Annotated in this window: 19 protein-coding genes and 1 pseudogene; 6 read left to right on the top strand and 14 right to left on the bottom strand. The window is 74.6% G+C overall.

Annotation, left to right across the window (positions count from 1 at the left end; translation table 11 throughout):
* Positions 1 to 160: 160 nt before the first annotated feature.
* From ACLQ20_RS15290 to mraZ, 11 genes and pseudogenes are all read right to left on the bottom strand, one after another.
* Positions 161 to 976: a cell division protein FtsQ/DivIB gene (locus ACLQ20_RS15290; protein WP_151455890.1), complete on the bottom strand. Its 816-nt coding sequence runs from the start codon at positions 974 to 976 to the stop codon at positions 161 to 163.
* Positions 973 to 2,526 (bottom strand): UDP-N-acetylmuramate--L-alanine ligase, encoded by a 1,554-nt coding sequence (gene murC / locus ACLQ20_RS15295; RefSeq protein ID WP_151455889.1) that lies wholly within the window; start codon positions 2,524 to 2,526, stop codon positions 973 to 975. Before murC ends, ACLQ20_RS15290 begins: the two co-directional genes overlap by 4 nt.
* A 142-nt stretch (positions 2,527 to 2,668) precedes the next feature.
* Complete coding sequence (gene murG / locus ACLQ20_RS15300; protein ID WP_151455888.1) at positions 2,669 to 3,775, bottom strand: undecaprenyldiphospho-muramoylpentapeptide beta-N-acetylglucosaminyltransferase; 1,107 nt, start codon at positions 3,773 to 3,775, stop codon at positions 2,669 to 2,671.
* Complete coding sequence (locus ACLQ20_RS15305) at positions 3,775 to 5,187, bottom strand: FtsW/RodA/SpoVE family cell cycle protein (RefSeq protein WP_151455898.1); 1,413 nt, start codon at positions 5,185 to 5,187, stop codon at positions 3,775 to 3,777. The genes murG and ACLQ20_RS15305 overlap by 1 nt, the downstream gene beginning before the upstream one ends.
* Before the next feature lie 307 nt (positions 5,188 to 5,494).
* Complete coding sequence (mraY, locus tag ACLQ20_RS15310) at positions 5,495 to 6,622, bottom strand: phospho-N-acetylmuramoyl-pentapeptide-transferase (protein WP_151457328.1); 1,128 nt, start codon at positions 6,620 to 6,622, stop codon at positions 5,495 to 5,497.
* A complete protein-coding gene (locus ACLQ20_RS15315; RefSeq protein ID WP_151457327.1) occupies positions 6,619 to 8,043 on the bottom strand; it encodes a UDP-N-acetylmuramoyl-tripeptide--D-alanyl-D-alanine ligase in 1,425 nt (474 codons plus the stop codon). Before ACLQ20_RS15315 ends, mraY begins: the two co-directional genes overlap by 4 nt.
* Positions 8,040 to 9,602 carry a UDP-N-acetylmuramoyl-L-alanyl-D-glutamate--2,6-diaminopimelate ligase gene (locus ACLQ20_RS15320; protein WP_425856085.1) on the bottom strand — a complete coding sequence of 521 codons (1,563 nt, stop codon included), beginning with the start codon at positions 9,600 to 9,602 and terminating at the stop codon, positions 8,040 to 8,042. The genes ACLQ20_RS15315 and ACLQ20_RS15320 overlap by 4 nt, the downstream gene beginning before the upstream one ends.
* 52 nt (positions 9,603 to 9,654) lie before the next feature.
* Positions 9,655 to 11,868, bottom strand: coding sequence for a peptidoglycan D,D-transpeptidase FtsI family protein (locus ACLQ20_RS15325; protein WP_358116623.1), 2,214 nt, complete (start codon positions 11,866 to 11,868; stop codon positions 9,655 to 9,657).
* Positions 11,869 to 11,873: 5 nt separating this feature from the next.
* Positions 11,874 to 12,479 carry a septum formation initiator family protein gene (locus ACLQ20_RS15330; protein ID WP_425856087.1) on the bottom strand — a complete coding sequence of 202 codons (606 nt, stop codon included), beginning with the start codon at positions 12,477 to 12,479 and terminating at the stop codon, positions 11,874 to 11,876.
* Positions 12,469 to 13,582, bottom strand: a pseudogene (gene rsmH / locus ACLQ20_RS15335) (16S rRNA (cytosine(1402)-N(4))-methyltransferase RsmH). Before rsmH ends, ACLQ20_RS15330 begins: the two are co-directional and overlap by 11 nt.
* A 205-nt stretch (positions 13,583 to 13,787) precedes the next feature.
* Positions 13,788 to 14,219 (bottom strand): division/cell wall cluster transcriptional repressor MraZ, encoded by a 432-nt coding sequence (mraZ, locus tag ACLQ20_RS15340; protein ID WP_132236289.1) that lies wholly within the window; start codon positions 14,217 to 14,219, stop codon positions 13,788 to 13,790.
* Between the two features lie 355 nt (positions 14,220 to 14,574).
* Here mraZ and ACLQ20_RS15345 point away from each other — a divergent pair, with 355 nt between their 5' ends.
* Genes ACLQ20_RS15345 through ACLQ20_RS15360 form a run of 4 tightly spaced genes read left to right on the top strand, consistent with a single transcriptional unit; the run spans position 14,575 to position 18,070 of the window.
* Complete coding sequence (locus ACLQ20_RS15345) at positions 14,575 to 15,822, top strand: MurT ligase domain-containing protein (protein ID WP_151457258.1); 1,248 nt, start codon at positions 14,575 to 14,577, stop codon at positions 15,820 to 15,822.
* Positions 15,812 to 16,534 carry a type 1 glutamine amidotransferase gene (locus ACLQ20_RS15350; protein ID WP_151457254.1) on the top strand — a complete coding sequence of 241 codons (723 nt, stop codon included), beginning with the start codon at positions 15,812 to 15,814 and terminating at the stop codon, positions 16,532 to 16,534. The genes ACLQ20_RS15345 and ACLQ20_RS15350 overlap by 11 nt, the downstream gene beginning before the upstream one ends.
* Positions 16,531 to 17,214, top strand: a complete 684-nt coding sequence (locus tag ACLQ20_RS15355) for a TVP38/TMEM64 family protein (RefSeq protein ID WP_425856089.1) — start codon at positions 16,531 to 16,533, stop codon at positions 17,212 to 17,214. Before ACLQ20_RS15350 ends, ACLQ20_RS15355 begins: the two co-directional genes overlap by 4 nt.
* A 7-nt stretch (positions 17,215 to 17,221) precedes the next feature.
* Positions 17,222 to 18,070, top strand: a complete 849-nt coding sequence (locus tag ACLQ20_RS15360) for a phosphotransferase (protein WP_425856090.1) — start codon at positions 17,222 to 17,224, stop codon at positions 18,068 to 18,070.
* 28 nt (positions 18,071 to 18,098) lie between these two features.
* On the opposite strand, the gene ACLQ20_RS15365 is transcribed toward ACLQ20_RS15360, so the two are convergent.
* Both ACLQ20_RS15365 and ACLQ20_RS15370 read right to left on the bottom strand, forming a co-directional pair.
* The gene (locus tag ACLQ20_RS15365; RefSeq protein ID WP_334605854.1) at positions 18,099 to 18,755 is read right to left on the bottom strand and encodes a response regulator transcription factor; all 657 of its coding nucleotides are present in this window, start codon (positions 18,753 to 18,755) and stop codon (positions 18,099 to 18,101) included.
* Positions 18,752 to 19,990: a sensor histidine kinase gene (locus tag ACLQ20_RS15370; RefSeq protein ID WP_425856091.1), complete on the bottom strand. Its 1,239-nt coding sequence runs from the start codon at positions 19,988 to 19,990 to the stop codon at positions 18,752 to 18,754. Before ACLQ20_RS15370 ends, ACLQ20_RS15365 begins: the two co-directional genes overlap by 4 nt.
* A 132-nt stretch (positions 19,991 to 20,122) precedes the next feature.
* Here ACLQ20_RS15370 and ACLQ20_RS15375 point away from each other — a divergent pair, with 132 nt between their 5' ends.
* Entirely contained in the window at positions 20,123 to 21,037 is a 915-nt protein-coding gene (locus ACLQ20_RS15375) for an ABC transporter ATP-binding protein (RefSeq protein WP_425856093.1), read from the top strand.
* Positions 21,034 to 21,888 carry an ABC transporter permease subunit gene (locus ACLQ20_RS15380; protein ID WP_425856095.1) on the top strand — a complete coding sequence of 285 codons (855 nt, stop codon included), beginning with the start codon at positions 21,034 to 21,036 and terminating at the stop codon, positions 21,886 to 21,888. Before ACLQ20_RS15375 ends, ACLQ20_RS15380 begins: the two co-directional genes overlap by 4 nt.
* A 131-nt stretch (positions 21,889 to 22,019) precedes the next feature.
* Here ACLQ20_RS15380 and leuS read toward each other — a convergent pair whose 3' ends face one another.
* Positions 22,020 to 24,854, bottom strand: a complete 2,835-nt coding sequence (gene leuS / locus ACLQ20_RS15385; RefSeq protein WP_425856097.1) for a leucine--tRNA ligase — start codon at positions 24,852 to 24,854, stop codon at positions 22,020 to 22,022.
* Positions 24,855 to 24,902 lie beyond the last annotated feature (48 nt).

Here is a 24,902-nt window from a genome sequence, read left to right on the forward strand (position 1 = left end):
GGATCAGGGTTGAACCCTCACCCTCTACTAGAGGCTTACTGTTATGTCAACCACTGATCCCCTTCGGGGCAACGTAAGCGCCCTCACGCGATGAGCCAAGGACCCGCTCGGCGTGTCGCCGCCGGAGCGGGGCGGGTCACGTCGCCGGTTGAGCGGCCGGTCACCGCAGGGTAACCACGTCGGGCGCGCTGACGTCGATGGTGTCGGCCTTCCGGTCGAGCAGGGCGCCGGCCACCCGGGCCTTGTCCGCGCCCCGGGTCGCGTCCCCCCAGACCACCACCCGGTCGCCGCGCAGCCGCAGCGTGATCCGGGCCAGGCCCTCGACGGTCACGTCCACCAGCTCGGCGCGCAGCTGCGGGGTGAGCGCGCCGAGCACCTCCAGCGCCGCCCGGGTCGACCCGTCGTCCGGGCCCGGCTCGGCGAGCCGGACCACCGGCAGGCCGTCCGGCGGCCGCGGCACGCTCCGGAAGACCACGCCCGCGCGGTCGATCACCACGAACTGCTCCCCGCGCGGCACCGCCGCCACGCCGGTGCGCTCCGTCACCCGGACGACCAGCGTGTCCGGCCAGTCCCGGGTCACCACCGCCCGCTGGACCGCCGGCAGCTCGCCGACCCGCCGCGCGGTGGCGGCCAGGTCCACCCTGGCCAGCGGGGCGTCGTCGGGCACCGCGGCCGCGTCGCGGACCTGCACCGTCGTGACCAGCTCGGCGCCCTCGACGCGGACCTCGCGCACCCCGAACAGGCCGGTGCCGAGCAGGGTCCAGGCGACCAGCCCGGCCACCGCGAGCACGCCCGCGGCGACCGCCCACGGCAGGGCCGCGCGCATCCGACGCTGCCGGGCCCGGGCCATGAACCGGCGGGTCGAGGCGGGGACCGCGTCGCTGCCGGCCCGGACCAGCTGCCACCGCCGCTGCGGCCCGCGCCGTCCGCCGCCGTCCGCGCCGGTGGTGCGCCCCCGCGCCGGACCGGGACTCATCCGGCCGCGGGCGCCGCGCCGTCCGCGACCGCGCCGCCGGCACCGCCGACGCCGGGGACGGTGCCGCCGATGGTCGTCGTCCCGCCGGCGTCGCCGCCGGGCGTCGTGCCCGCTGGCGCCGCCGGATCGGTGGTACGCGCCGAGAGCACGGCCAGCAGCTGGTCCCCCATCAGCGAGATCGGCGGGGCGCCCATGGTCACCACCACGTCGCCGGGGCGGGCCCGCCGGGCCACCTCAACCGGCGCGGCCTCCCACGAGTCCACGAAGACCTTCCGCTCCGCCGGCAACGCCACCGCCTCGATCAGCGCCGCCGATCCCTCCCCCGGCTCGCGCAGCTCGCCCGGGCCGAAGACCTCCAGCAGCACCAGCTCGTCGGCGATGGCCAGCGACTCGGCGATCTCCGCCTGGAGGTCGCGGGTGCGGTAGAGCCGGTAGGGCTGGAAGACCACGATCAGCCGGCCGTCGCCGGCCACCTCGCGCAGCGTCTGCAACGCCAGCGTCATCGAGGTCGGGTGGTAGGCGTACTCGTCGTAGACCAGCACGTCGTCCGCGACGCCCTTGCGCTCGAAGCGCCGCCGCACGCCGGGGAACGCCGCGAGCGCGCCCTCCGCCGCCTCCAGCGGCAGCCCCAGCAGGTACGCGGTCAGCACGGCCGAGGCGCTGTTGAGCCCCATGTGCCGCCCGGGCACCGGCAGCCGGAACTCGCCGAGCGACCGCCCGTCGATGCTCGCCAGGTAGCGCACGCCCCGGGCCGACGAGGCGATGTCGGTCAGCCGCAGGTCGGCGTCCGCCGCCTCGCCGTAGGTGTGCACCCGGCGGCCCTCCGCGCGCAGCGTCTCGGCCAGCCGCCGCCCGCCCGGGTCGTCGGCGCAGGTGATGATGAAGCCGTCCGGGTCGGTGAGCCGGGCGAACTCGGCGAAGGCCGCCTCCAGCGTGGCGAGGTCGCCGTAGGTGTTCAGGTGGTCGGCCTCGACGTTGGTGATGATCGACACGTACGGGCGGTAGATGAGGAAGGAGCGGTCGCTCTCGTCCGCCTCGACCACGAAGTGTTCGCCCGTGCCGTGGTGGGCGCCCGAGCCGACCTCGGAGATCTCCCCGCCGATCACGAAGGACGGGTCCTGCCCGGCCTGCTGGAGCACCATGGTGACCATCGAGGTGGTGGTGGTCTTGCCGTGGGTGCCCGCGACCGCCACCGTCCGGCGGCCCGTCATCGCGGCGGCCAGCGCCTCGGAGCGGTGCAGCACGCGCAGGCCGCGCCGGCGTGCCTCCACCATCTCCAGGTGGTCCTGGGGGATCGCCGAGGAGTAGACGACCGTGTCGACGCCGTCGAGGTTGGACGCCTCGTGGCTCATGTGGATCGTGCCGCCGAGGGCGCGCATGCCGGCCAGCGAGGGCCACTCCCGCAGCTCGCTGCCGGAGACCCGGATGCCCCGGGTCAGGAAGAGCCGGGCCAGCCCGCTCATGCCGACCCCGCCCACCCCGATCAGGTGGATCGTGCCCAGGTCCTCGGCGGTGAGCGTGCCGGCCGGGGTGAACTGTGCGGTGTTCATGCCGAGTACCTTCCCGTCGCGGTGCGCCCAGTCACGGGGCCACCGTCGTTCGCGACTGCGGGGCTCGCAAGCTCACTCCTCGCGCTCACGGGCGCCTGCCTTTCGTTCGCGACTGCGGGGCTCGCAAGCTCACTCCTCGCGCTCACGGGGCCACCGCCTCCAGGACGAAGTTGAGCAGTGCCTCGTCGCCGTCGCGGCGGCCGTACGCGGCGGCGGCGGAGCCCATCGCGTGCAGCCGGTGCGGGTCGCGGATCAGCGGGATGATCGTCCGCTCGACCCAGTCCGGCGTCAGCTCGGCGTCGTCGACGAGCAGCCCGCCGCCGGCCTCCACCACGGGCAGCGCGTTGCGCTTCTGCTCCTGGTTGCTGTGCGGGTACGGCACGTAGATGGTGGGCAGCCCGATGGCCGCCACCTCCGCGCAGGTCATCGCCCCGCCCCGGCCGAGCATCAGGTCCGCCGCGGCGTAGCCGGCCTCCATCTCGGACAGGTACGGCAGCGTCACGTACGGCACCGGCAGGTCGGTGGGGACCGGCACCGGCTCGTTGCGGGCGCCGATCACGTGCAGCACCTGCACCCCGTGGCGGGCGAGTTCCTTCGCCGCGCCGGCGACCGCGAGGTTGATCGAGCGGGCGCCCTGCGAGCCACCGGCGACGAAGAGAACCGGCAGGTCGGGGCGGAGTCCGAAGTGGGCCCTGGCGGCGTTGCGCATGGCGAAGCGGTCCAGCCCGGCGATGCCCCGGCGCAGCGGCACGCCGACGACCCGGGCGTCGCGCAGGGCCTCGGCCTGGGCGGGCTGGTGCGGGAAGCCGGCCGCCACGTGGCGGGTGAACCTCATCCCCAGCCGGTTCGCCACCCCCGGCGGCACGTTGACCTCGTGGATCACGATCGGCAGCTCGCGTCGCCAGGCGGCGAGGTAGGCCGGCACGGAGACGTACCCGCCGAAGCCGACCACCACGTCGGCGCGCACCTCGTCGATGACCTTGCCCGCGGCGCGGGCCGCGGTCCACATCCGGCCGGGGGTCTTGACCAGGTTCATGTTCACCGACCGGGGCAGCTGGTAGGCCGGGATCTGCCGCAGGTCGTAGCCCTGCGGCGGGATCAGCTCGTTCTCCAGGCCCTTCGGTGTCCCCAGGCAGGTGATCCGGACGCCGGGGTCGTGTCGGCGCAGGCAGTCGGCGAAGGCGAGCAGCGGGTAGATGTGCCCCCCGGTGCCACCTCCCGCGAGCACCACCGAACGCAGCGGACCCATCAACGTCTCCTCTCGTCCGCCGACCCGCGGCGGGTCCGGGCCAGCCGGACACCGCGCGGTGCGGCCACATCGTCCGGCCGCCGCTCCCGCGACCGGGGCACGGACCCTCGGGCAGCCGGGGGCGCCGCCGGACGGCGGCGCCGCCCGGGAAGCGGCGGCAACGGGGCCCAGAGTAGTCGGACCCATCGGGCCGGCGGACGGGCATGCAGTGCTCTGGCGGCGTCGGGTTCGGCGCGGGCGAAGGAGGCGAGCATCCCGATGGCGGCGAGGGTGACGACCAGGGCGCTGCCGCCGTCGGAGATGAACGGCAGCGGCACACCGGTCAGCGGCAGCAGGCCGACCACCCCGCCGATGTTGATCACCGCCTGGCCGACCAGCCAGGTGGTCGCCGCCGCGGCGGCGAGCCGGCGGAACGGGTCGTCGACCCGGCGGGCGATCCGCAGCCCGGTGTACGCCAGCACGGCGAAGAGCGCCACCACCACGACGCACCCGACGACGCCCAGTTCCTCGGCGACCACGGCGAAGATGAAGTCGTTCTCCGCCGCCGGCAGCCACTGCCACTTGGCGATGCTCTTGCCGAGGCCGACGCCGAACCACCCGCCGTTCTCGATCGCGTACCGGGCCTGGGCGATCTGGTAGCAGTCCTCCAGCTTGCACAGGTCCGGCGGGGGCGGGTTGATGAAGGCGGTCAACCGGGCCAGCCGGTAGTTCTTCTCGCCCGTCTCGCCGGAGCCGGCGCCGAGCGAGGCCACCGCGACCAGCACGCCGATGCCGAGCAGGCCCACCGCGGAGAGCGCGGCGAAGACCCGCATCCGCACCCCGGCCGCCCAGAGCAGCCCCACCACCAGGGCCAGCAGGCAGAGCATCGTGCCCAGGTCGTTGTAGCCGACGAGGACGAAGAGCAGGCCGACCACGGGGAAGAGTGGGGTGGCCAGCTCGCGCCACCAGCCCAGCGCGGCGCCCTTGCGGGCGATCACGTGGGCCCCCCAGAGCACCAGGGCGAACTTCGCGAACTCGGAGGGCTGCACCTGGATGCCGCCGACGAAGAGCCAGAGCAGCCGGGCCTCGAGCGGGCCGATCCGGGCGGAGTCCTGGTTCGTCAGCCGGGCGTACGCGAGCAGCAGGTTGAGCAGCAGCAGCAGGCCGATGGCGGTGAACAGCAGCGGCCGGCCCAGCGTCCGGTAGGTCGTCGCCGGCAGCCGCTGGCACGCCCAGAACGCGACGATGCCGATCACCGCGAAGATCGCCTGCTTGACCAGGGACGTCGAGGCGTTGCCGTTCTCCGCGTAGTCCCGGACGCTGGTGGCGGAGAAGACCATGGTGAGGCCGATCAGCAGCAGCAGGCCGGCGCTGGACAGCAGCAGGTAGTAGGAGGCCAACGGCCGGTCCAGCAGCCCGCGCAGCGCGGCCAGCCCGCCCGCCGGGTCCAGCCCGCGCAGCACCTGGGGATCGGGATCGTCCGGTCCCCGCGTCGCGGCGGGCGCGTCGCGCGTACGCCTGCCTCCCGCCGACCGCCCGGACGTCCCCTCCGCCGTGACCTCTGTGCCTCGTCCCTCCCCCACCCGACCATCATGGCGGTTCCGCCGGGCCGCCACCGGCGCAACCGCCCGGTCGGCGTGTCGGGCTTGCGCCGCGGCGCGAACGCCGTCGCGGCGATGGACACGCCGCGGGGCCCGGGCGACGCGCGCCCGGGCCCCGCGGCGGGAGTTGCCGGCCGGCTCAGGTCATGTTGGCGAGGAACTCGCTGTAGAACAGGCCCAGCGCGATGGCCACGCCGATGCCGGCGATGATCCAGAACCGGACCACGATGTTGACCTCGCTCCACCCCGCGAGCTCGAAGTGGTGCTGCAACGGCGACATCCGGAACACCCGCTTGCCGGTGGTACGGAAGGAGATGATCTGGATCACCACGGACATCGTGATGATCACGAAGAGGCCACCGATGATCGGCAGCAGCAGGATCGTCCGGGTGGACATCGCCATGCCGGCGATCAGGCCGCCGAGGCCCAGCGCGCCGGTGTCGCCCATGAAGATCCGCGCCGGCGAGGTGTTCCACCACAGGAAGCCCACGCAGGCCCCGGCCGCCGCGCCGGCGATCAGCGCGATCTCCAGCGGGTCCCGCACGGCGTAGCAGTAGTCCTGGGTGTAGTTCGGGTCGGCGCACCAGTGCCGGTACTGCCAGAAGGCGATCAGCGCGTACGCGGCGAGGACCATCACCGAGGCGCCGGTGGCCAGGCCGTCGAGGCCGTCGGTGAGGTTGACGCCGTTGGTCGTGGCCATCACCACGAAGATGAAGAGAACCACGGCGCCGATCTTGGTGATGTCGAGCGCCGGGATGTCCCGGATGAAGCTGAGCGTCGTGCTGCCCACGGTCTCGGTGTTGGTCACCGCGCCCGAGGCGTCGGTCATGGTGCTCGGGAAGTAGAGCGCCACGACGCCGAAGACCGCGCCGACCAGGATCTGCCCGAGCAGCTTGCCGCGCTTGTTGAGCCCGCCGCTGTGCCGCTTGCGCACCTTGAGGAAGTCGTCGATGAAGCCGACCGCGCCGGAGAAGACCATCAGCCCCAGCAGCACCAGCGCGGTGATGGTCGGCTCGACCTGGGCGATCTGCGCGTCCGGCAGGGTCGTCAGCGCCAGGTGGCCGGCCACGTACGCGATGACCGTGGCCAGGATGAACACCACGCCGCCCATCGTCGGCGTGCCCTTCTTGCCCTCGTTGCTGGCGAGCCCGAGGTTCGATCGGATCGGCTGGCCGGCCTTCAGCCGGGCGAACACCTTGATCGCGAGCGGGGTGGCGAGCAGCGAGACCAGGAAGGCCACCCCGATGGCGACGATGACCGCCCTCATGCGGCGCCGCCCCCCGTCCCCGTCGGGTTGGTCCCGTCGCCGGCGGCGTCCGCGCGCAGCGCGTCGGCCACCTCCCACGTCCGGTACCGGGAGCCCTTCACCAGGACGACGTCGCCCGGCCGTAACTCGCTCCGCAGCACCTCGACGGCCGCCGCCTGATCGGTGAGCAGCACCGACTCTCCTCCCCAGTCACCTACCGATGTCGCGCCTTCGTGGATCGGCGCGGCCGGCTCGCCCACCACGAGCAGCCGGTCGACGCCCAGTTCGGCCGCGAGCCGGCCGACCTCGGCGTGCCCGTCGCGTTCGAAGGGACCCAGCTCGGCCATGTAGCCCAGCACCGCGACGGTGCGCCGCTCCCGCCCGATGCCGGTCAGCGCGCGCAGCGCGACCGCCATCGAGGCGGGATTGGCGTTGTACGAGTCGTCGATCACGGTCACCCCGTCGGCGCGTTCGAAGACGTCCATCCGACGGGTGGAGACCAGCCCCATGGCGCCCAGCGCGGTGGCCAGCTCGGCCAGCGGCATGCCCAGCTCGCGGGCCACCGCGGCGGCGGCGAGCGAGTTGGACACCTGGTGCCGGCCGGTCAGCCCGAGCCGCACCGGCGCGGTCCCCTCCGGGGTGACCAGGGTGTACGCGGGCCGCCCCCGGTCGTCCAACGTCACGTCCTCGGCCCGCACGTCGGCGTGCGCCGCCTCGCCGTAGCGGACGACCCGGGCGACCGTACGCGAGGCCATCGCGTCGACCAGCGGGTCGTCGGCGTTCAACACGGCCAGGCCGTCGGCGGGCAACGCCTCGACCAGCTCACCCTTCGCCAGCGCGATCGTCTCCACCGAGCCGAACTCGCCGATGTGCGCCACCCCGACGTTGAGCACCACGGAGATCCGGGGCGGCACCACGTCGCAGAGGTAGCGCACGTGCCCCACCCCCCGGGCGCCCTTCTCCATCACCAGGTAGCGGGTCTCGGGCCCGGCCTGCAACGCCGTGTACGGGTGCCCCAGCTCGTTGTTGAACGACCCGGGCGGGGCGACGGTCGGGCCGAGCCGCGCGGTGAGCTGCGCGATCAGGTCCTTGGTGGTGGTCTTGCCCGACGAGCCGGTCAACCCGACGACGGTGAGCCCGGGCAGCCGGTCGACCACCGCACGGGCCAGCCGGCCCAGCGCGGCCAGCGCGTCGTCGACCAGCACCATCGGCACGCCGGGCACCTCCCGGGTGCCGAGTACGGCCACCGCGCCGGCCGCCACCGCGGCGGCGGCGTAGTCGTGCCCGTCCACCTTCTCGCCCGGAAAGGCGACGAAGAGCGTGCCCGGGCGCACCTTGCGCGAGTCGAACTCGACCGGGCCGGTGACCCGGGCCTGCGGGTCGGCGCCGGCCAGCCGCCCGTCGACCGCCGAGGCGACCTCGGCCAGGCTGAGCGGGATCACCGCTGACCCGCCGGGTCGGCGAAGCGGGCGCGCAACGCGTCGGCCAGCTCGGTGCGGTCGTCGAACGGGTGCACCTCGCCACCGATCTCCTGCCCGCGCTCGTGGCCCTTGCCGAGCACCGCGACCACGTCGCCCGGCTCGGCCAGCCGGACCGCCGCGTCGATCGCCGTCCGGCGGTCGGCCACCTCCTCGACGCGCGCCGTCGTGCCGGTGCGCCGGGCGCCGGCGAGCACCTCGGCCCGGATCGCCGCCGGATCCTCGGTGCGCGGGTTGTCGTCGGTCACCAGCACCACGTCGGCTCCCTCCGCCGCGGCGGCGCCCATCACCGGCCGCTTGCCCCGGTCCCGGTCCCCGCCGGCACCGATCACGCAGATCAGCCGGCCCGCGCTGAGCTCCCGCAGCGCCGCCAGCGCGGCGACGATCGCGTCCGCCTTGTGCGCGTAGTCGACCACGCCCCGCACCGGGCCGGGGGCGTTCACCAGCTCCAGCCGGCCGGGGACCCCGCCGCACGCGGCGACCCCGGCGGCGGCGGTCTCCGGGTCCACCCCGGCGGCGACCAGCACGGCGATGGCCAGCAGCGCGTTGGCCACGTTGTGCCGGCCCGGCAGCGCCACGCCGGCCGCCACGGTCAGCCCGTCCGGGCCGTGCGCGGTGAACCGCTGCGCGTAGCCCTCGCCGCCGACCTCGTCGGCCCACCAGGTGGCGCTCGGGTCGCCGGCCGCCGAGTAGGTGACCGTCGCCGGGCGGTACAGCGACTTCAGCGCCGGGTCGTCGTGGTTGAGCACCTCCACCGCGCAGCGCCCGTCGAACAGCTGCGCCTTCGCGGCGAAGTAGTCCGCCGTGTCGGCGTGGAAGTCCAGGTGGTCGGAGCCGAAGTTGGTGTAGCCGCCGACGGTGAACCGGACCCCGCCGACGCGGCCCATCGCCAGGGCGTGGCTGGAGACCTCCATGACCACGGCGGTGACGCCGCGCTCGCGGGCGGCGGCCAGCATGGCGTGCAGGTCGGTGGCCTCGGGCGTGGTGCGCACGCTGTCGATCGCCAGGTCGCCGAGGCGGGTCTCGACGGTGCCGATGAGGCCGGTGGTGTGGCCGGCGGCGCGCAGGCCGGACTCGACCAGGTAGGCCGTCGAGGTCTTGCCGGCCGTCCCGGTCACCCCGATCACCGTCAGTCCCTCGGTCGGGTCGCCGTAGACGGCTGCGGCGAGGGTGCCCAGCGCGGCGCGCGGGTCGGACACCACCAGCGCCGGCAGGCCCGCCTCGGCCGCCGCGTCAGCGCCCGCCGGGTCGGTCAGCACGGCCACCGCGCCGGCGGCCGCCGCACCGGCGGCGAACTCCGCCCCGTGCCGGCGGGCGCCCGGCAGGGCCGCGTACAGGTCGCCGGGGCGGACCTCCTGGCTGGCGTGGGTCACCCCGGTCACCACCAGCTCGGCGGCGCCCTCCGGGGGCTCGACGGCGAGCCGGGCGGCGAGGTCGCCGAGCCGGACACCGATCACGGTACGGGGACGAGGATTGCCGGGCACGGCGTCAGACCCTACCCGGTCGTCCGGTTCCGGCCGCACTGCCGCCCCGGTGGTTCGTCCGCACTCACCGATGATGTCGCGGCGTGGCCGCTCAACGCGGATAGACCGTGAACTTCGGGGCCTTCTCCCCACTCGGCGGCACCCCATAGTGACGCAGCGTGAACTGCATCATGTCCCGGAACGCGGGGGCCGCGATGTCCCCGCCCCCGCCGGAGGGGGTGTGCGCGAAGACCGCGATCACGTAGCGCGGCTTCTCGGCCGGGGCCATCCCGATGAACGAGGCCACCTCGCCGAGCTGCTTGCGCCCGTCGACCAGCCGCCAGCCGGTGCCGGTCTTGCCGGCGACCCGCCACTCGGGGATCGCCGCGGCCCTGCCGGTCCCGTCCTCGACCGTGGTGACCGCCTCCAGGATCGTCCGCAGCGCGGCGGCGTTCTCCGGGCTGAGCACCGACCGGGTGACCGGGGGGTCGGTCGGCGTACGCTTCCCGTCCGGCCCGATCACCTCCTTGACCAGGCGCGGCTGCACGTACGTGCCGTTGTTGGCGATCGTCGCGTAGACGGCGGCCATCTGCAGCGGCGTGGCGTCCACGCTGTGCCCGATCGGCACCGACCCGTGCGACGACCCGCTCCACTCGTCGAGCGGCAGCAGCCGCCCGCTGGCCTCGCCGGGCATGCCCACCCGCGTCGGCTCCCCGAGGCCGAAGCGCTTCTGGTAGTCGATGAGCCGCTCCGGGCCGAGCTTGTCGGCGATCTGGATGGTGCCGACGTTGGACGAGTACGCCATCATGCCGGGCAGGCTCATGCGCTGTCCGTGCGCCTTGTGCGTGTCGAAGAACGGGGTGTCGCCCTTCGTGATGCTGTTGGCGATCGGCAGCGTGGTGTCGGGGGTGATCACCCGCTCCTGGAGCGCGGCGCCGAAGGTGATCGCCTTGTGCACCGAGCCGGGGTCGACCACGAAGCTGGTGGCGGCGTCCTCCCGGTCCTTCGGGTCGCTCGGCGTGGGCTTCGCCGCGTTGTAGGTGGGGTGGCTGGCCTGGGCCAGCACCTCGCCGGAGGGGATCTCGATCACCACGGCGGCGCCGGTGCTGCCCTTGCTCTGCGCCATGTGCCGGCTCAGCATCCGCTGCACCATGAACTGCAGGTCGCGGTCGACGGTGAGCTGGAGCGAGCTGCCCGGCTTGGCCTTCGTCGTCTCGCTGTAGCCACCGGGGATCGGGGCGGCCAGGTCGCCGAGGCCGACCTCGTAGACCCGCTTGCCGTCCTTGCCGCGCAGCACGTCGTCGTAGCGGGCCTCCAGCCCCTCCAGCCCGACCATGTCCTGGCTGGTGAAGCCGAGCAGGTTGGCCGCGAGGTCGCCGCCGGGCACCTCGCGCCGCTCGTCGCGGTGGGTGTAGATGCCGGGCAGCTCCAGCCCCGTGATCTTCCGGGCCCGGTCGATGTCCACCCCACGGGCCAGGTACTCGAACTGCGAGTCGACGCCGTTGACCCGCTTGCGGGGCTTCATCTTCTCGGCCAGCTCCGAGGCCGGCATGCCGAGCAGCGGGGACAGCGCCCGGGCGGTGGCCTGCTGGTCCTTGACCTGGGTGGGGTCGGCGTAGACGTAGCGCGCCTCGACGCTGTGCGCCAGCGGGGCGCCGGACCGGTCGTAGATGGCGCCGCGCGCCGCCGGCAGCGTGACGGTGCGCAGCCGGTCGGCGAGACCACCGCCGGCGTACGCCGGAGTCTCCACGGCCTGGAGGACCACCAGCCGGATGCCGATGACGGCGAAGAGCGTCAGGGTGAGCACGGTGCCGAGCCGCAGCCGGCGACGGGGATCGGCCAGCCGGGGCGGCTTCGGCGGCTTGCGCGACGGCCGCCGGGCGGCCGGACGGTCCGGCCGGCGGGCGGGGCGCGGGGCGGCGCGGCGGCGCGGCGCCGCCGGCTCGTCGTCGTGGCGCGGGGTGCGGGGCGTGACGGTGCGGACGACGCCGGAGCGGCCCGCCGCCTCCCGCCGGCCGGCGCGGCCGGCACCGGCGCGCCCGCCGTCGAGGACCTGGAGGGCGGGGCGGAACGGGTCGCCGGAGCGCGTGCTGCGTGGCGTCCGGCGCTGCTCGGCGGGGCCGGCGTCGGCGTCCCGCTCGGCGCGACCGCCGGCGCGCTGCTCGCGCACGGTGCGCCCGCGCGGGGTGTACGCCCGGGCGTCGGAGATGCCACCGACCCCCGGCTCACCGGAGCGCGGCTCGCCGCCCCGGCCCCCGCCGTTGCGCGACGAACCGCGCCGGGAGCCTGTGGCGTCCCGGCGCGGTTCCTCCGATCTCGGCGGCACGGTCGTCAGCCTCCCGCGCCCTGCTGGCTGGTGATCGAGGGCTTGCCCCCGGCGGGCTGCGGCACGCCGATGACCTTGCCGTCGGGCAGCCGGATGTAGGCCGGCTCGCCCGCCTCCACCAGACCGAGCTGGCGGGCCCGGGCCTCCAGGTTGCCCGGAGCCTCGGCGTCGGCGATCTCCTTGTTGAGCTGCTGCTGCTCCACGTCGAGCTTGGCCTGCTGCTCCTGGAGCTTCTCCAGCCGGAAGGCGTTTTCGTTGATCTTCGTGTTGACCGCCAGGATGCCGAGCACCCCGCCGACCACCAGCACCAGCACCAGGGCGGCGAAGGGTGCCCGCGGCACCTTCACCGGCGGCGGCGGCGCCACCCGCAGCCGGGGCGGACGGGCCGTGCCGGCGTTGTCCCGCTCGGCCGGCCGCAGCGCGGCGCTGCCCTGGGTCGGGAACTCGCGCGCCCCCCGGGCGCGAGTCTCCCCCTGCCGGTTCGCGCGGTCCGCCCGCGGCGCGCCGGTCCCGATGCGCGTGGCCCGCTCCGCCGCGGTCCGGCCCCCCGACCGCGGTGCGCGCTGCCCGCCGCCGGCGATGTCCCGACGGTCGCGCTTGTCAATAGTCATGTCCCTCCCCCTCTTCGTCCGTCCCTGTCCCGTCCCCCGGGGTCCGTCGGATCCGTGCCGGATCCGGGAGACCCCGCCCCTGGTTGGTGCATCGCCTTGACCCGCCGGCGGTACCGTTCGCGGTCGGTGCCGCCCTGCTGTGCCGCGTCCGGGTCGAGTCGCTCCGCGGCCCGCAGCCGCACTGACGCGGCCCGCGGGTTCGCGGCGACCTCCGCCTCCCCGGGAAGTTCGGCGCCCCGGCTGAGCAGCCGGAACGTCGGACCGGACCCGGGCAGTTCGACCGGGAGGTCGACCGGGCCCTTGCTGCGGACCCGGTCGCTGAGCGCCGCCTTGGTCAGCCGGTCCTCCAGCGAGTGGTAGGACAGGACCACCATGCGGCCGCCCACGTTGAGCTTGTCGAGCGCGGCTGGCAGCGCCGTCTCCAGCGCTGCCAGTTCCTTGTTTACCTCGATCCGTAAAGCCTGAAACGTTCTCTTGGCCGGGTGTCCCCCGGTTCGTCGGGCGGGTGCCGGAATGGACTCCCTGACCAGTTCGGCCAGCCGCGCCGACGAGGTGATCCGGGCCCGCTCCCGCTCGCGGATGATCGCCGAGGCGATCCGGCCCGCGAACTTCTCCTCGCCGTAGACCCGCAGCACGCGGGCCAGGTCCGGATGGGCGTACGTGTTGACCACCTCCTCGGCGGTCACCCCCCGGGTCTGGTCCATCCGCATGTCCAGCGGGGCGTCCTGCGCGTAGGCGAACCCGCGGTCGGGTGCGTCGAGTTGCAGGGAGGAGACGCCCAGGTCGAACAGGATGCCGTCGATCGCCGGATAGCCCAGCCGACCGAGCACCTCCGGCAGCTCGTCGTAGACGGCGTGCTCCAGGTGGACGCGGTCGGCGAAGCGGGCCAGCCGGACGCGTGCGTGAGCGAGCGCCTCGGTGTCCCGGTCCAGCCCGATCAGCACCGTCTCCGGATGCGCCTCGAGCACCGCCTCGGCGTGCCCGGCCAGGCCCAGCGTCGCGTCGACGTGGACCGTCCGTCCGCCCCGGCCCAGCGCGGGGGCCAGCAACTCGAGACACCGCTCGAGCAGCACCGGCACGTGCGTGCCGCGTAGCTCCCCCATGTCGACCCCCACTGGTGTGAAACCTTCGTCCTTCACGCGTCTGTCGTCGGACGACGCCGTGCCGTCGTACCGCCAGATCCCCATCCGCTCTCGCCCCTCGGAGGCCGCGGCCCTCCGATCGGATCGTGCGCCTGGCACCGGGGAAGGGGTGCCAGGAACTCGAAAGCGGGTGGAGATCTCGCAGTACGTCGGGCGCCGTCACGCCCTACAGACCGCCGGGCAGCACCCCCTCCTCGATGTCGGCGAAGTCGTCTTCGCTCTCCGCGAGGTAGGTCTCCCAGGCAGCCTTGTCCCAGATCTCCACCCGGGTGCTCGCGCCGATCACGACCAGATCCCGGTCGAGGGCGGCGTAGTCCCGCAGGTGGGCCGGGATCGTCACCCGGCCCTGCTTGTCGGGAACCTCGTCGTGCGCGCTGGCGAAGAAGACCCGGCTGTAGGCTCGGGCCGCCTTGTTCGTCATCGGTTGCGCGCGCAACTGCTCCGCGATCCGCTGGAACTCGGGCATCGGGAAGGCGTAGAGGCAGCGATCCTGCCCTTTGGTTATCACGACACCCCCCGCCAGCTCGTCCCGGAACTTCGCCGGGAGGATCAACCGGCCTTTGTCGTCCAGGCGCGGGGTGTGGGTGCCGAGAAACATCGGCCCAACCCCCTCGCCCTTGAGCGGCGTTCGCGGCGCCGCTGACCCCCCGGGCCGGTGGGCCCTCCCGGCCTCACCACTGCGCCCCACTCTACTCCACTTCCCTCCACCCGCAACCAGAATCGCCCGCGTGGCGCGGCCTTTCGGCGCGCAAAACCGCACGTCAACGGGGGTGGAGCGGAGTGGAGGGCCGCGGGGTGCCCCGGGCCGGTCCGCTTTCCGACATAGATCGACTCCGTCCGGCTGAGCGCGTCCCGACCACCCCGCCGGACCACCCCGGCCGAACGGTTCGCCGTCGGCGGCGATCTGGCGGGGTCGCCGGTCCGGTAACCTCGCTCGGGTGACGGACGCGAAGATGCCCCTGCGGGCAAAGGTGGCAAGCTCGGTGTCGCGGACCGCCGCGGCGCTGTCGCGGGCCGCGGGGCGCGGTGACGGCTCGGTGATCGGCGGCTGGATCGGCCTGAAGATCGACCCGGACCTGCTGGCCCACCTGTCGGCCGGGCGCGCCATCGCCCTGATCTCCGGCACCAACGGCAAGACCACCACCACCCGGCTCACCGCGGCGGCGGTCGGGGTGCTCGGCCGCGTCGCCACCAACTCGTTCGGCGCCAACATGCCGACGGGGCACACCTCGGCGCTCGCCAAGGCCGGCAGCACGCCCTACGCGGTGCTGGAGGTGGACGAGCACTACCTCGCCCAGGTGCTGGACGCCACCGAGCCGCACGTGGTGGCGCTGCTCAACCTCTCCCGCGACCAGCTCGACCGGGCCAAGGAGGTCGCCATGATGGCGCAGCTCTGGCGCGCCGCGCTGGTCCGGCACACCAACGTCCGCGTCGTCGCCAACGCCGACGACCCGATGGTGGTCTGGGCCGCGACCCCGCCGCCCAACCACGACCACCGCATCGCCCCGCCGCAGGTCACCTGGTTCAGCGCCGGGCAACGCTGGCACGACGACTCCTGGGTCTGCCCCGAGTGCGGCTCCACCATCCAGCGCTCCGGCGACCAGTGGTGGTGCAGCGGCTGCCCGCTGCGCCGGCCCGAGCCGCAGTGGACGGTGGAGGACGACGGCGTGCTCGACCCGACCGGCGCCTGGCACAAGGTCAAGCTCCAGCTCCCGGGCAAGGTCAACGTCGGCAACGCCGCGACCGCGCTGGCCGTCGCCGCCGAGTTCGGCGTCCGGCCCGTGGACGCGGTGCTCCAGCTCGGCAGCGTCACCTCCGTCGCGGGCCGCTACGCCCAGGTCGACCGGGACGGGCGCAACATCCGGCTGCTGCTGGCGAAGAACCCGGCCAGCTGGCTGGAGGCCTTCGACATGGCCGACGTCGCCCCGACGCTGCTCTCCATCAACGCCCGGGACCCCGACGGGCTGGACACCTCCTGGCTCTTCGACGTCGACTTCGCCCCGCTACGGGGCCGGCAGGTGCTGATCACCGGGGACCGCGCGTACGACCTCGCGGTCCGGCTCGAGGTCAACGACGTGCCCTTCCAGCATGTGCGGACGTTCGACGACGCCGTCCGGTCGGTGCCCCCGGGGCGCCTGGAGGTCATCGCGAACTACACCGCGTTCCAGGACATCCGAGCGGAGTTGGACCGTGTCAACTGAGAGCCTGCGCATCGTCTGGATCTACCCCGACCTGCTCTCCACCTACGGCGACCGTGGCAACGCCCTGATCCTCGCCCGCCGGGCGCGGCAGCGCGGCTTCCCGGTCGAGGTGCTGGAGGTGCGTTCCGACCAGCGCCTCCCCTCCACCGCCGACATCTACCTCATCGGCGGCGGCGAGGACGGCCCGCAGGCGCTCGGCGCGCAGCGGCTGCTCGCCGACGGCGGCCTGCACCGGGCGGTCGCCCAGGGCTCGGTCGTGTTCGGGGTCTGCGCCGGCTACCAGCTCCTCGGCACCTCCTTCTTCGCCAAGGGCACCCTCTGCGCCGGGCTGGAGCTGCTCGACCTCTCCTCCGACCGGGGGCCGACCCGCGCCGTCGGCGAGCTGGCCGGCGACATCGACCCGCGGCTGGGCGTGCCGGCGCTGACCGGGTTCGAGAACCACGGCGGGCGCACCCACCTCGGCCCGGGGGTCTCCCCGCTGGCCCGGGTCACCGCCGGGGTCGGCAACGACGGCGCCACCGAGGGGGCGTGGCGGGGCAAGCTGCTCGGCACGTATTCGCACGGCCCGGCCCTCGCTCGCAACCCCGCCCTGGCGGACCTGCTGCTGCGCTGGGCCACCGGCGCGCACCAGCTCCCGCCGCTCGACGACACCTGGTCGGACCGGCTGCGCGCCGAGCGCCGCACCGCGGTGGCCGCCGCCGCCCGGGCATGACCCCGGCCGTCCGGCGGCTGCTGCGGCAGCCGTCGGCCGTCCGGTTCGCCCTGCTGCTGCTCCTGCTCGCCTCCTTCGGGGCGGTGCTGCTCGTCGTCGACCTGCCCGAGGCGCGGGAACTGCCCGGGCTGGCCGACCGGCTGGGCGGCCTCGCCCCCGTGGCGGCGGTCCTCGGCGGGGCGCTGCTGCTGGTCGCGCTGGTCCCCCGGACCTTCATCACGCTCGCCTCGGGCGCGATCTTCGGTGCGCTGGAGGGCGCCGCGTACGCGCTGGGCGCCGCCCTGCTCGCGGCGGCGCTGGGCTTCACGGTCGGCCGCCTGCTCGGGCGGGACTTCGTCGCCGAGCGGGTACGCGGCCGGCTGGCCCGGCTGGACGGCTGGTTCGCCCGCCAGAGCATCCTCGGCGTGGTCACCGTACGGCTGCTGCCGATCGCCGGCTTCGGGCTGGTCAGCTACGGCTACGGCACCACCGGCGCCCGGGTGCTGCCGTTCCTCGCCGGCAGCGTGATCGCCTCCGCGCCCACCGCGTTCGGCTACGCGGCGGTGGGCGCGACGGTCACCTCCCCGGGCGACGTCAACTGGTTCGGCGTCGCGCCGGCCGCGCTCGGCCTGATCGCCAGCGTCGTGCTGATCCACCGCTGGTGGCGCGCCGAGCGGCAGCGCCGGCTCGGGCCGAGCTGAGGCCGGCGTGCGCGGCGGATCGCCCGGAGCGGGCGGGGCCACGGGACCGGAGCACGAGGGGCGGCAGCCGGCCGGCGCCACCGGTCGCGTCGACCCACCCGCCGCCGAGGAGCGGCTGCGGGGCGGCTTCATCGCCGAGGTGGTCCGGGTCGGCGACACCGTCCGGCGTACGCCGCCGGAGAACGCCGAGTTCGTCGCCGCGCTGCTGCGACACCTGGAGCGGGTGGGCGCGGACGTCGCGCCCCGCCACCTCGGCACGGACGAGCGGGGTCGGCAGGTGCTCAGCCACGTCGACGGCCGGGTGCCGTGGCGGGACAGGGAGGATCCGGCGTACTTCGCCGACCCGGCGCTGACCCGGCTGGCCGTGCTGCTCCGGCGGCTGCACGACGCCTGCGCGGGCAGCCCGCTGGCCGCCGACGCCGAGACGGTCTGCCACCGCGACCTCTCCCCCAAGAACACGGTGTACCGGGACGCTCCCGCCGGCCCGCTGCCCGTGGCGCTGATCGACTGGGACCTGGCCGCGCCCGGCCGGCGGGTCGAGGACGTCGCCTTCGCCGCCTGGCACTGGGCGGCGGTGGGGCCGGCAGCCGACCCGGTGGAGCTGGGCCGGCGCGCCCGGCTGCTCTGCGACTCCTACGAGGCGGCCGGCCCGGGGTCGCCCGCGCTGCCCCGCGCCGAACTGGTCGACGTGATGCTCGCCCAGATCGACGGGACCTGGCGCGGGATCGCGGCCGGCGCGGAGCGGGGCGATCCGGCCATGTGCCGGCTCCGCGACGCGGGGGTCGCCGACACGGTGCGCCGCTGGTACGACTGGCTGGGCGAGCACCGCCCGGTGGTGGCGGCCGCGCTGCGCTGAGCGCCCCGAGCGCGTCCGGTCGCGCGCCTCATCCCGCCGGGGAGACCAGCCCGGCCTCGTAGGCGGCGATGACGAGGTGCACCCGGTCGCGGGCGCCCAGCTTGCTGAACAGCCGGGCCACGTGCGCCTTGGCGGTGGCCGCGCTGATCACCAGCTCGGCGGCGATCTCGCCGTTGGACAGGCCCCGGCCGACGAGCGTCAGCACCTCGCGCTCCCGCTCGGTGACGCCGTCGAGGGCCCGGGTCGGGGCGGCGGGGGTCGGCCGGCGGGCGAACTCGGCGATGAGCCGGCGGGTGACCCCGGGGGCGATCAGCGCGTCCCCGGCGGCGACCACCCGGACCGCGCCGAGGATGTCGTCCAGCGCCATGTCCTTGACCAGGAACCCGCTCGCGCCGGCGCGCAACGCGGCGTGCACGTGCTCGTCGTCGTCGAAGGTGGTGAGCACGAGGACGCGGGTGGCGCCGCCGTGCGCGGTGATCGCGCGGGTGGCCTGGATGCCGTCCATGCCGGGCATCCGCAGGTCCATCAGCACCACGTCCGGCACGACCTCGCGGGCCAGCCGCACCGCCTCGGCCCCCGTACCCGCCTCGCCGACGACGTCGATGTCGGGGGCGTCGGCGATGAGCACCCGCAGGCCGGCGCGGACCAGCGGCTGGTCGTCGACGAGCAGCACCCGGACGCTCACCGGTCCCCCGCCCCGGCCCGCGCCCCGGCCGACTCCGGCGCTGCGGGGGGTGCCGGCGCTGCGGGGGCTGCCGGTAGCCACGCCGCCACCCGGAAGCCGCCCTCGGGGCGGGGCCCGGCGTGGAACCGGCCTTCCAGCAGAGCGACCCGTTCGCGCATGCCGAGGATTCCGTGCCCCTCACCGCCGACCCGGGCGCCCCGGCCCTCGTCGACGATCTCCACGGCCACCTCGTCGGGGCCGTGCTCGGCGGTGACCCGGCACCGGTCGGTGTCCGCGTGCCGTACCACGTTGGTGAGCGCCTCCTGCACGATCCGGAACGCGGCGAGGTCGACCTCGGCCGGGACGGGCCGCCGTTCGCCGACGCGCCGCAGGTCCACCCGCACCCCCGCGTCGGCGGCAGCCGCGACCAGTCGGTCGAGATCGTCCAGCCCGGGCGTCGGGTCCAGCGACGCCGACTCCGACTGCGGGCGGCGCAGCGCGCCGAGCGTACGCCGCAGGCCGGCCAGGGTGTCGCGGCTGGTCGCCTCGATGGTGGCGAGCGCGGCGCGGGCCTGGGCCGGTTGGGTGTCGATGACCCGGGCGCCCACGCCGGCCTGGATGGCGATCACCCCGATGCTGTGCGCGACCATGTCGTGCAGCTCGCGGGCGATGCGCAGCCGCTCGGCGGTGACCGCCTCGGCGGCGGTGTGCGCCCGGACGGCTGCGGCGTAGCCGCGCCGGGCCTGGACCGAGTTGCCGACCGTCCACGCGGTGACGACCGCCAGCACGGCGAGCGTGGCCCGGTTGATGGGGTCGCTGGCGGGGTTCACGAAGCCGGCGGTGATCTGCACGACGAGCACCGCGACGGCCACCGGCACCGAGACGCGGCGCGACCGGTGCGCCGCGATCAGCCCCACCACCAGGTCGATGGCCAGGAACTGCGCGTACCAGATGTCGGTCAGGTAGCCGCCCTCCGGAACGTTGACGGCTGCGGTGACCACGCACGCCGCGACGACCATCAGGGCCAGGGCGAGCACCGGGCGGCGGCGCAGCAGGCCGGCGGGCGGGACCACGGCCAGCAACGGCACCAGGTAGCGCTCGGAGAACCACCAGTCGCCGAACCCCACGCCACCCCGGCTCGACGCGACGGCCGGGGCGAGCAGCACGGTGACGGGCAGCAGCGCGACGCCGACCCAGGGCAGGACCGCCCGCGCCAGCGACGCGGCGCGGCGTGGCAGCGGCACAGTGGCGTCCATGCGCACACGGTAGACAGCCCGTCGCCGCCCGCGCATCGGCCCACGGGCGTACGCCCCGGGGCGGGTCACTGGCCGCCGGGTGTGGCCGCCGGGGCGACGCCCCGCCGGCCGCCGCCCGGCAGCGTGGGGCAGGTGATCGAACTTCAGTCCCTGACGAGACGGTACGGCCGCACGACGGCCGTCGACGACCTCACCCTGACCGTGCGACCCGGCCACGTGACCGGGTTCCTCGGCCCCAACGGGGCCGGCAAGTCCACCACGCTGCGGATGATCATCGGGCTCACCGCGCCGACCAGCGGCACCGTCACGGTGGACGGGGTCCGCTTCCCCGACCGGCCACGCGGGCTGCGCCACGCCGGCGCGCTGCTCGACGCCGGGGACGTGCACGGCGGGCGCAGCGCCGTCGCCCACCTGTCGGCCCTGGCCCGCAGCAACGGCATCGCGCGCGCCCGGGTCGACGAGGTGCTCCGGGAGGTGGGGCTGTCGGCCGTCGCCCGGCGGCGCATCGGCGGCTTCTCGCTCGGCATGCGGCAGCGGCTCGGGATCGCCGCCGCGCTGCTCGGCGACCCGCCCGTCCTGCTCTTCGACGAGCCGTTCAACGGTCTCGACCCGGAGGGGGTGCGCTGGGTACGGGACCTGTTCCGGCGGCTGGCGGCCGAGGGGCGCACGGTCTTCGTCTCCAGCCACCTGATGAGCGAGATGCAGAACTGCGTGGACCGGCTCGTGGTGATCGGCCGGGGCCGGCTGATCGCCGAGCAGGGCCTCGCCGAGTTCGCCGCCGGGAGCACCCGGGCCGACGTGACCGTCCGTACGCCCGACCCGGCGACGCTGTCCGCCGTGCTCACCGCCGAGGGCGCGCACGTCCGCCCGGACGACGCCGGGGCGCTCGTCGTGACCGGCCTGACGGCCGCGCGGATCGGCGACCTCGCGCTCGCCCACCGCGTCGGGCTGCACGAACTGACCGCCCGCACCGCCTCACTGGAGGAGGCCTTCATGGCACTCACCGCCGACAGCGTCGAGTATCTCGCCGGGGAGGGGACCCGATGACCGCCGTGACCGCGCCGACCCGCCGACCGACCAATACCGACGTCCCGGCCCGGTTCCGCGACCTGCTGGCCGCCGAGTGGATCAAGCTGTGGTCGCTGCGCTCGACCCGCTGGACGCTGCCGCTGGTCTTCCTGTTCGTGGTCGGGGTCAGCGTCAACGCCAGCCTCGCCGACCACCGGAACTGGCCGACGTACCCGCAGGAGCGCCGGGAGATGTTCCGCATGTACGGGCCGGTGCGCGACGCCTTCCCCGAGGCCGGCTACCTGCTGCTGATCCTCGCCTCGGCCACCATCGGCGCACTGACCATCGTCGGCGAGCACCAGAGCGGGCTGATCCGGGCCACGTTCGCCGCCGTCCCCGCCCGCCGCGCGCTGGTCGCGGCGAAGGCCGCCGTGCTGGCCGGGGTCATGCTCGTCTTCGGCACGGTCACCGCGACGACGTCGTTCTGGGTGTCCCAGGCGATCCTCGCCGACCGGGACGCCGGCTGGTCGATCGGCGAGCCGGGGGTGCTGCGCGCGGTCGTGGCGAGCGCCGCGCTCGTGCCCGTGTGCGCGCTGGTCGGGATGGGTCTGGGCGCGCTCACCCGGCACGCCGCCGGTGCCGTGGCCGCCGCGACGGCGGTGCTCGTGCTGGTGCCGATGACGGTGGACAGCGACGAGCACCGGTGGATCGCCGAGGCGTACAACGCCCTGCCCCTCGCCGCCTGGCTACGACTGCTCGAGGTGCATCCCGACGTCGTCAACCTGGACCCGTACCCGGCCACCGTCACCGGCTCCTGGCTGACCCTGGCCGCCTGGTCCGCGGCCGCCACCCTGGCGGCGATCACCCTGACCCACCGCCGCGACCCCTGACCCGGCCCGCCCCAGCGCGCGGCCCGGCCCGACCCGGCGCGTCGATCATGCAGTCGTGGTGCCCGGCTAATCCCGCCCCGGGGACCTTGTCCCCCACCACAACTGCATGATCGACAGCGCACGGCGCGGCGTCAGGCCACCACGGAGACCATGCGGCCCTTGATGACGATGACCTTGCGGGGTTCCTTGCCGGCCAGCGAGGACGCGACCGCCTCCAGAGCCGCCGCGCGGACGGTCTCCTCGGACGCGTCGGCGGGGACCTCGACGCGGCCCCGCACCTTGCCGTTGATCTGCACCGGGTAGGTCACCGTCTCGGCCACCAGCAGCGCCGGGTCGGCGGTCGGGAAGTCCGCGTACGTCAGGGAGGTGTCGTGCCCCAGCCGGTGCCACAGCTCCTCGGCGACGTGCGGGGCGAACGGCGCCAGCATCAGCACCAGCGGCTCGGCCACCTCGCGCGGGGTCTCCGCCAGCCGGGTCAGCCCGTTGGTCAGCTCGATCAGCTTGGCGATCGCCGTGTTGAACCGGATCGCCTCCATGTCGCCGCGGACCCCGTCGACCACCTTGTGCAGCAGCCGCCGGGTCGCCTCGTCGGCGGGCGCGTCGGTGACCCGCAGCGCGCCGGTCTGCTCGTCGACGACCGCCCGCCAGACCCGCTGCAGGAACCGGTACGACCCGACGACCGCCCGGGTCTCCCACGGACGGGACACCTCCAGCGGGCCCATCGACATCTCGTAGACGCGGAACGTGTCCGCCCCGTACGCGGCACACATCTCGTCGGGCGTGACCACGTTCTTCAGGGACTTGCCCATCTTGCCGTACTCGCGGTTGACCTGGGTGTCGCCCAGGTAGAAGCCGCCCTCGCGCTCGGTGACCTCCTCGGCCGGCACGTAGGCGCCCCGGGCGTCGGTGTACGCGTACGCCTGGATGTAGCCCTGGTTGAACAGCTTGCGGAACGGCTCGAACGACGAGACGTGCCCCAGGTCGTACAGCACCTTGTGCCAGAACCGCGCGTACAGCAGGTGCAGCACGGCGTGCTCGGCGCCGCCGACGTACAGGTCGGTGCCACCGCAGTCGCCCTCGCCGCGCGGCCCCATCCAGTACGCCTCGTTCTCCGCGTCGACGAAGCGCTCGGAGTTCGTCGGGTCCAGGTAGCGCAGCTCGTACCAGCACGAGCCGGCCCACTGCGGCATCACGTTGGTCTCGCGGGTGTAGCGCTTCGGGCCGTCGCCCAGGTCCAGCTCCACCTCGACCCAGTCGCGCCGGCGCGACAGCGGGGTCTCCGGGTTGCTGCCGGCGTCCTCGGGGTCGAACGTGCGCGGCGAGAAGTCGTCCACCTCGGGCAGCTCGACCGGCAGCATCTCCTCCGGCAGGGCGATGGCCGCGCCGGTCTCGTCGTACACGATGGGGAACGGCTCGCCCCAGTAACGCTGCCGGGAGAACAGCCAGTCGCGCAGCCGGTAGGTCACCGCGCCCGTGCCGTGGCCGTTGGCCTCCAGCCACTCGATGATCCGGGCCTTCGCCTCGGTCACCCCCAGGCCGTTCAGGTCCAGGCCGCGCTCGGGCGCGGCGCTGTTGACCGCCGGGCCGTCCCCGGTGTACGCCTTGCCGTCGAAGCCCTCCGAGGGCTGCACGGTACGCACGATCGGCAGGTCGAAGACCTCGGCGAACGCCCAGTCCCGCTCGTCCTGGCCGGGCACCGCCATGATCGCACCGGTGCCGTAGCCGGCCAGCACGTAGTCGGCGACGAAGACCGGGACCTGACCGCCGGTGACCGGGTTGGTGGCGTACGCCCCGACGAAGACGCCGGTCTTCTCCTTCGTGTCGGCCTGCCGCTCGACGTCGGTCTTGGCCGCCGCCGCCTTGCGGTACGCCTCCACGGCCGCGCGTGGGTTGGCGTGCCCGCCGGTCCACGCGTCCTTCGTCCCCTCGGGCCAGGCCGCCGGCGCCAGCGCGTCGACCAGCTCGTGCTCGGGGGCCAGCACCATGTAGGTGGCGCCGAAGACGGTGTCCGGCCGGGTCGTGAACACCCGGATCGGCGCGACGGCGGTCGGGAAGTCGATGTGCGCGCCCGTGGAGCGGCCGATCCAGTTGCGCTGCATCAGCTTGATCGGCTCGGGCCAGTCCAGCGTGTCCAGGTCGTCCAGCAGCCGGTCGCCGTACGCGGTGATCCGCATCATCCACTGCTTCAGGTTGCGCTTGAAGACCGGGAAGTTGCCGCGCTCGGAGCGGCCGTCGGCGGTGACCTCCTCGTTGGCCAGCACGGTGCCCAGCCCCGGACACCAGTTGACCGGCGCCTGCGAGACGTACGCCAGCCGGTGGTCGTCGACGACGGCCCGGCGCTCGGCGACGGACAGCTCCGCCCACGGCCGCCCGTCGGGCGTCGGCCGGTTGCCGCCCTCGAACTCGGCGATCAGCTCGGCGATCGGGCGGGCCCGCCCCGCCCCGGTGTCGTACCAGGAGTTGAAGACCTGCAGGAAGATCCACTGCGTCCACCGGTAGAACTCGGTGTCGATGGTGGCCACCGAGCGGCGCTCGTCGTGGGCCAGGCCCAGCCGGCGCAGCTGCGCCTTGTAGCGCTCGATGTTGGCCACGGTCGTGGTCCGCGGGTGGGTGCCGGTCTGCACCGCGTACTGCTCGGCGGGCAGGCCGAACGCGTCGAAGCCCATGGCGTGCAGCACGTTGCGCCCCGCCATCCGCTGATAGCGGGCGAAGCAGTCGGTGCCGATGTAGCCCAGGGGGTGGCCGACGTGCAGGCCCGCGCCCGACGGGTACGGGAACATGTCCAGGACGTACAGCTTCTCCGCTCCGGCGCGCGGATGACCGGGGTCGGCCAGCGGGCCGGTCGGGTTCGGGGCGTGGAACGTCCCCTCCCGCGCCCAGGCGTCCTGCCAGCGCTGTTCGATCTCCTCGGCCAGGGCCGCGGTGTACCGGAACGGGGGAATGTCGGCCGGTGCTGCCTCACTCATGGCGTCTCCTCGCTTCGCTCGTCGCCGCCGGCCACGCCACGGCCGGGC

The organism is Micromonospora sp. DT46 (assembly GCF_049841735.1).
Taxonomy (GTDB): Bacteria; Actinomycetota; Actinomycetes; order Mycobacteriales; family Micromonosporaceae; genus Micromonospora; species Micromonospora reichwaldensis.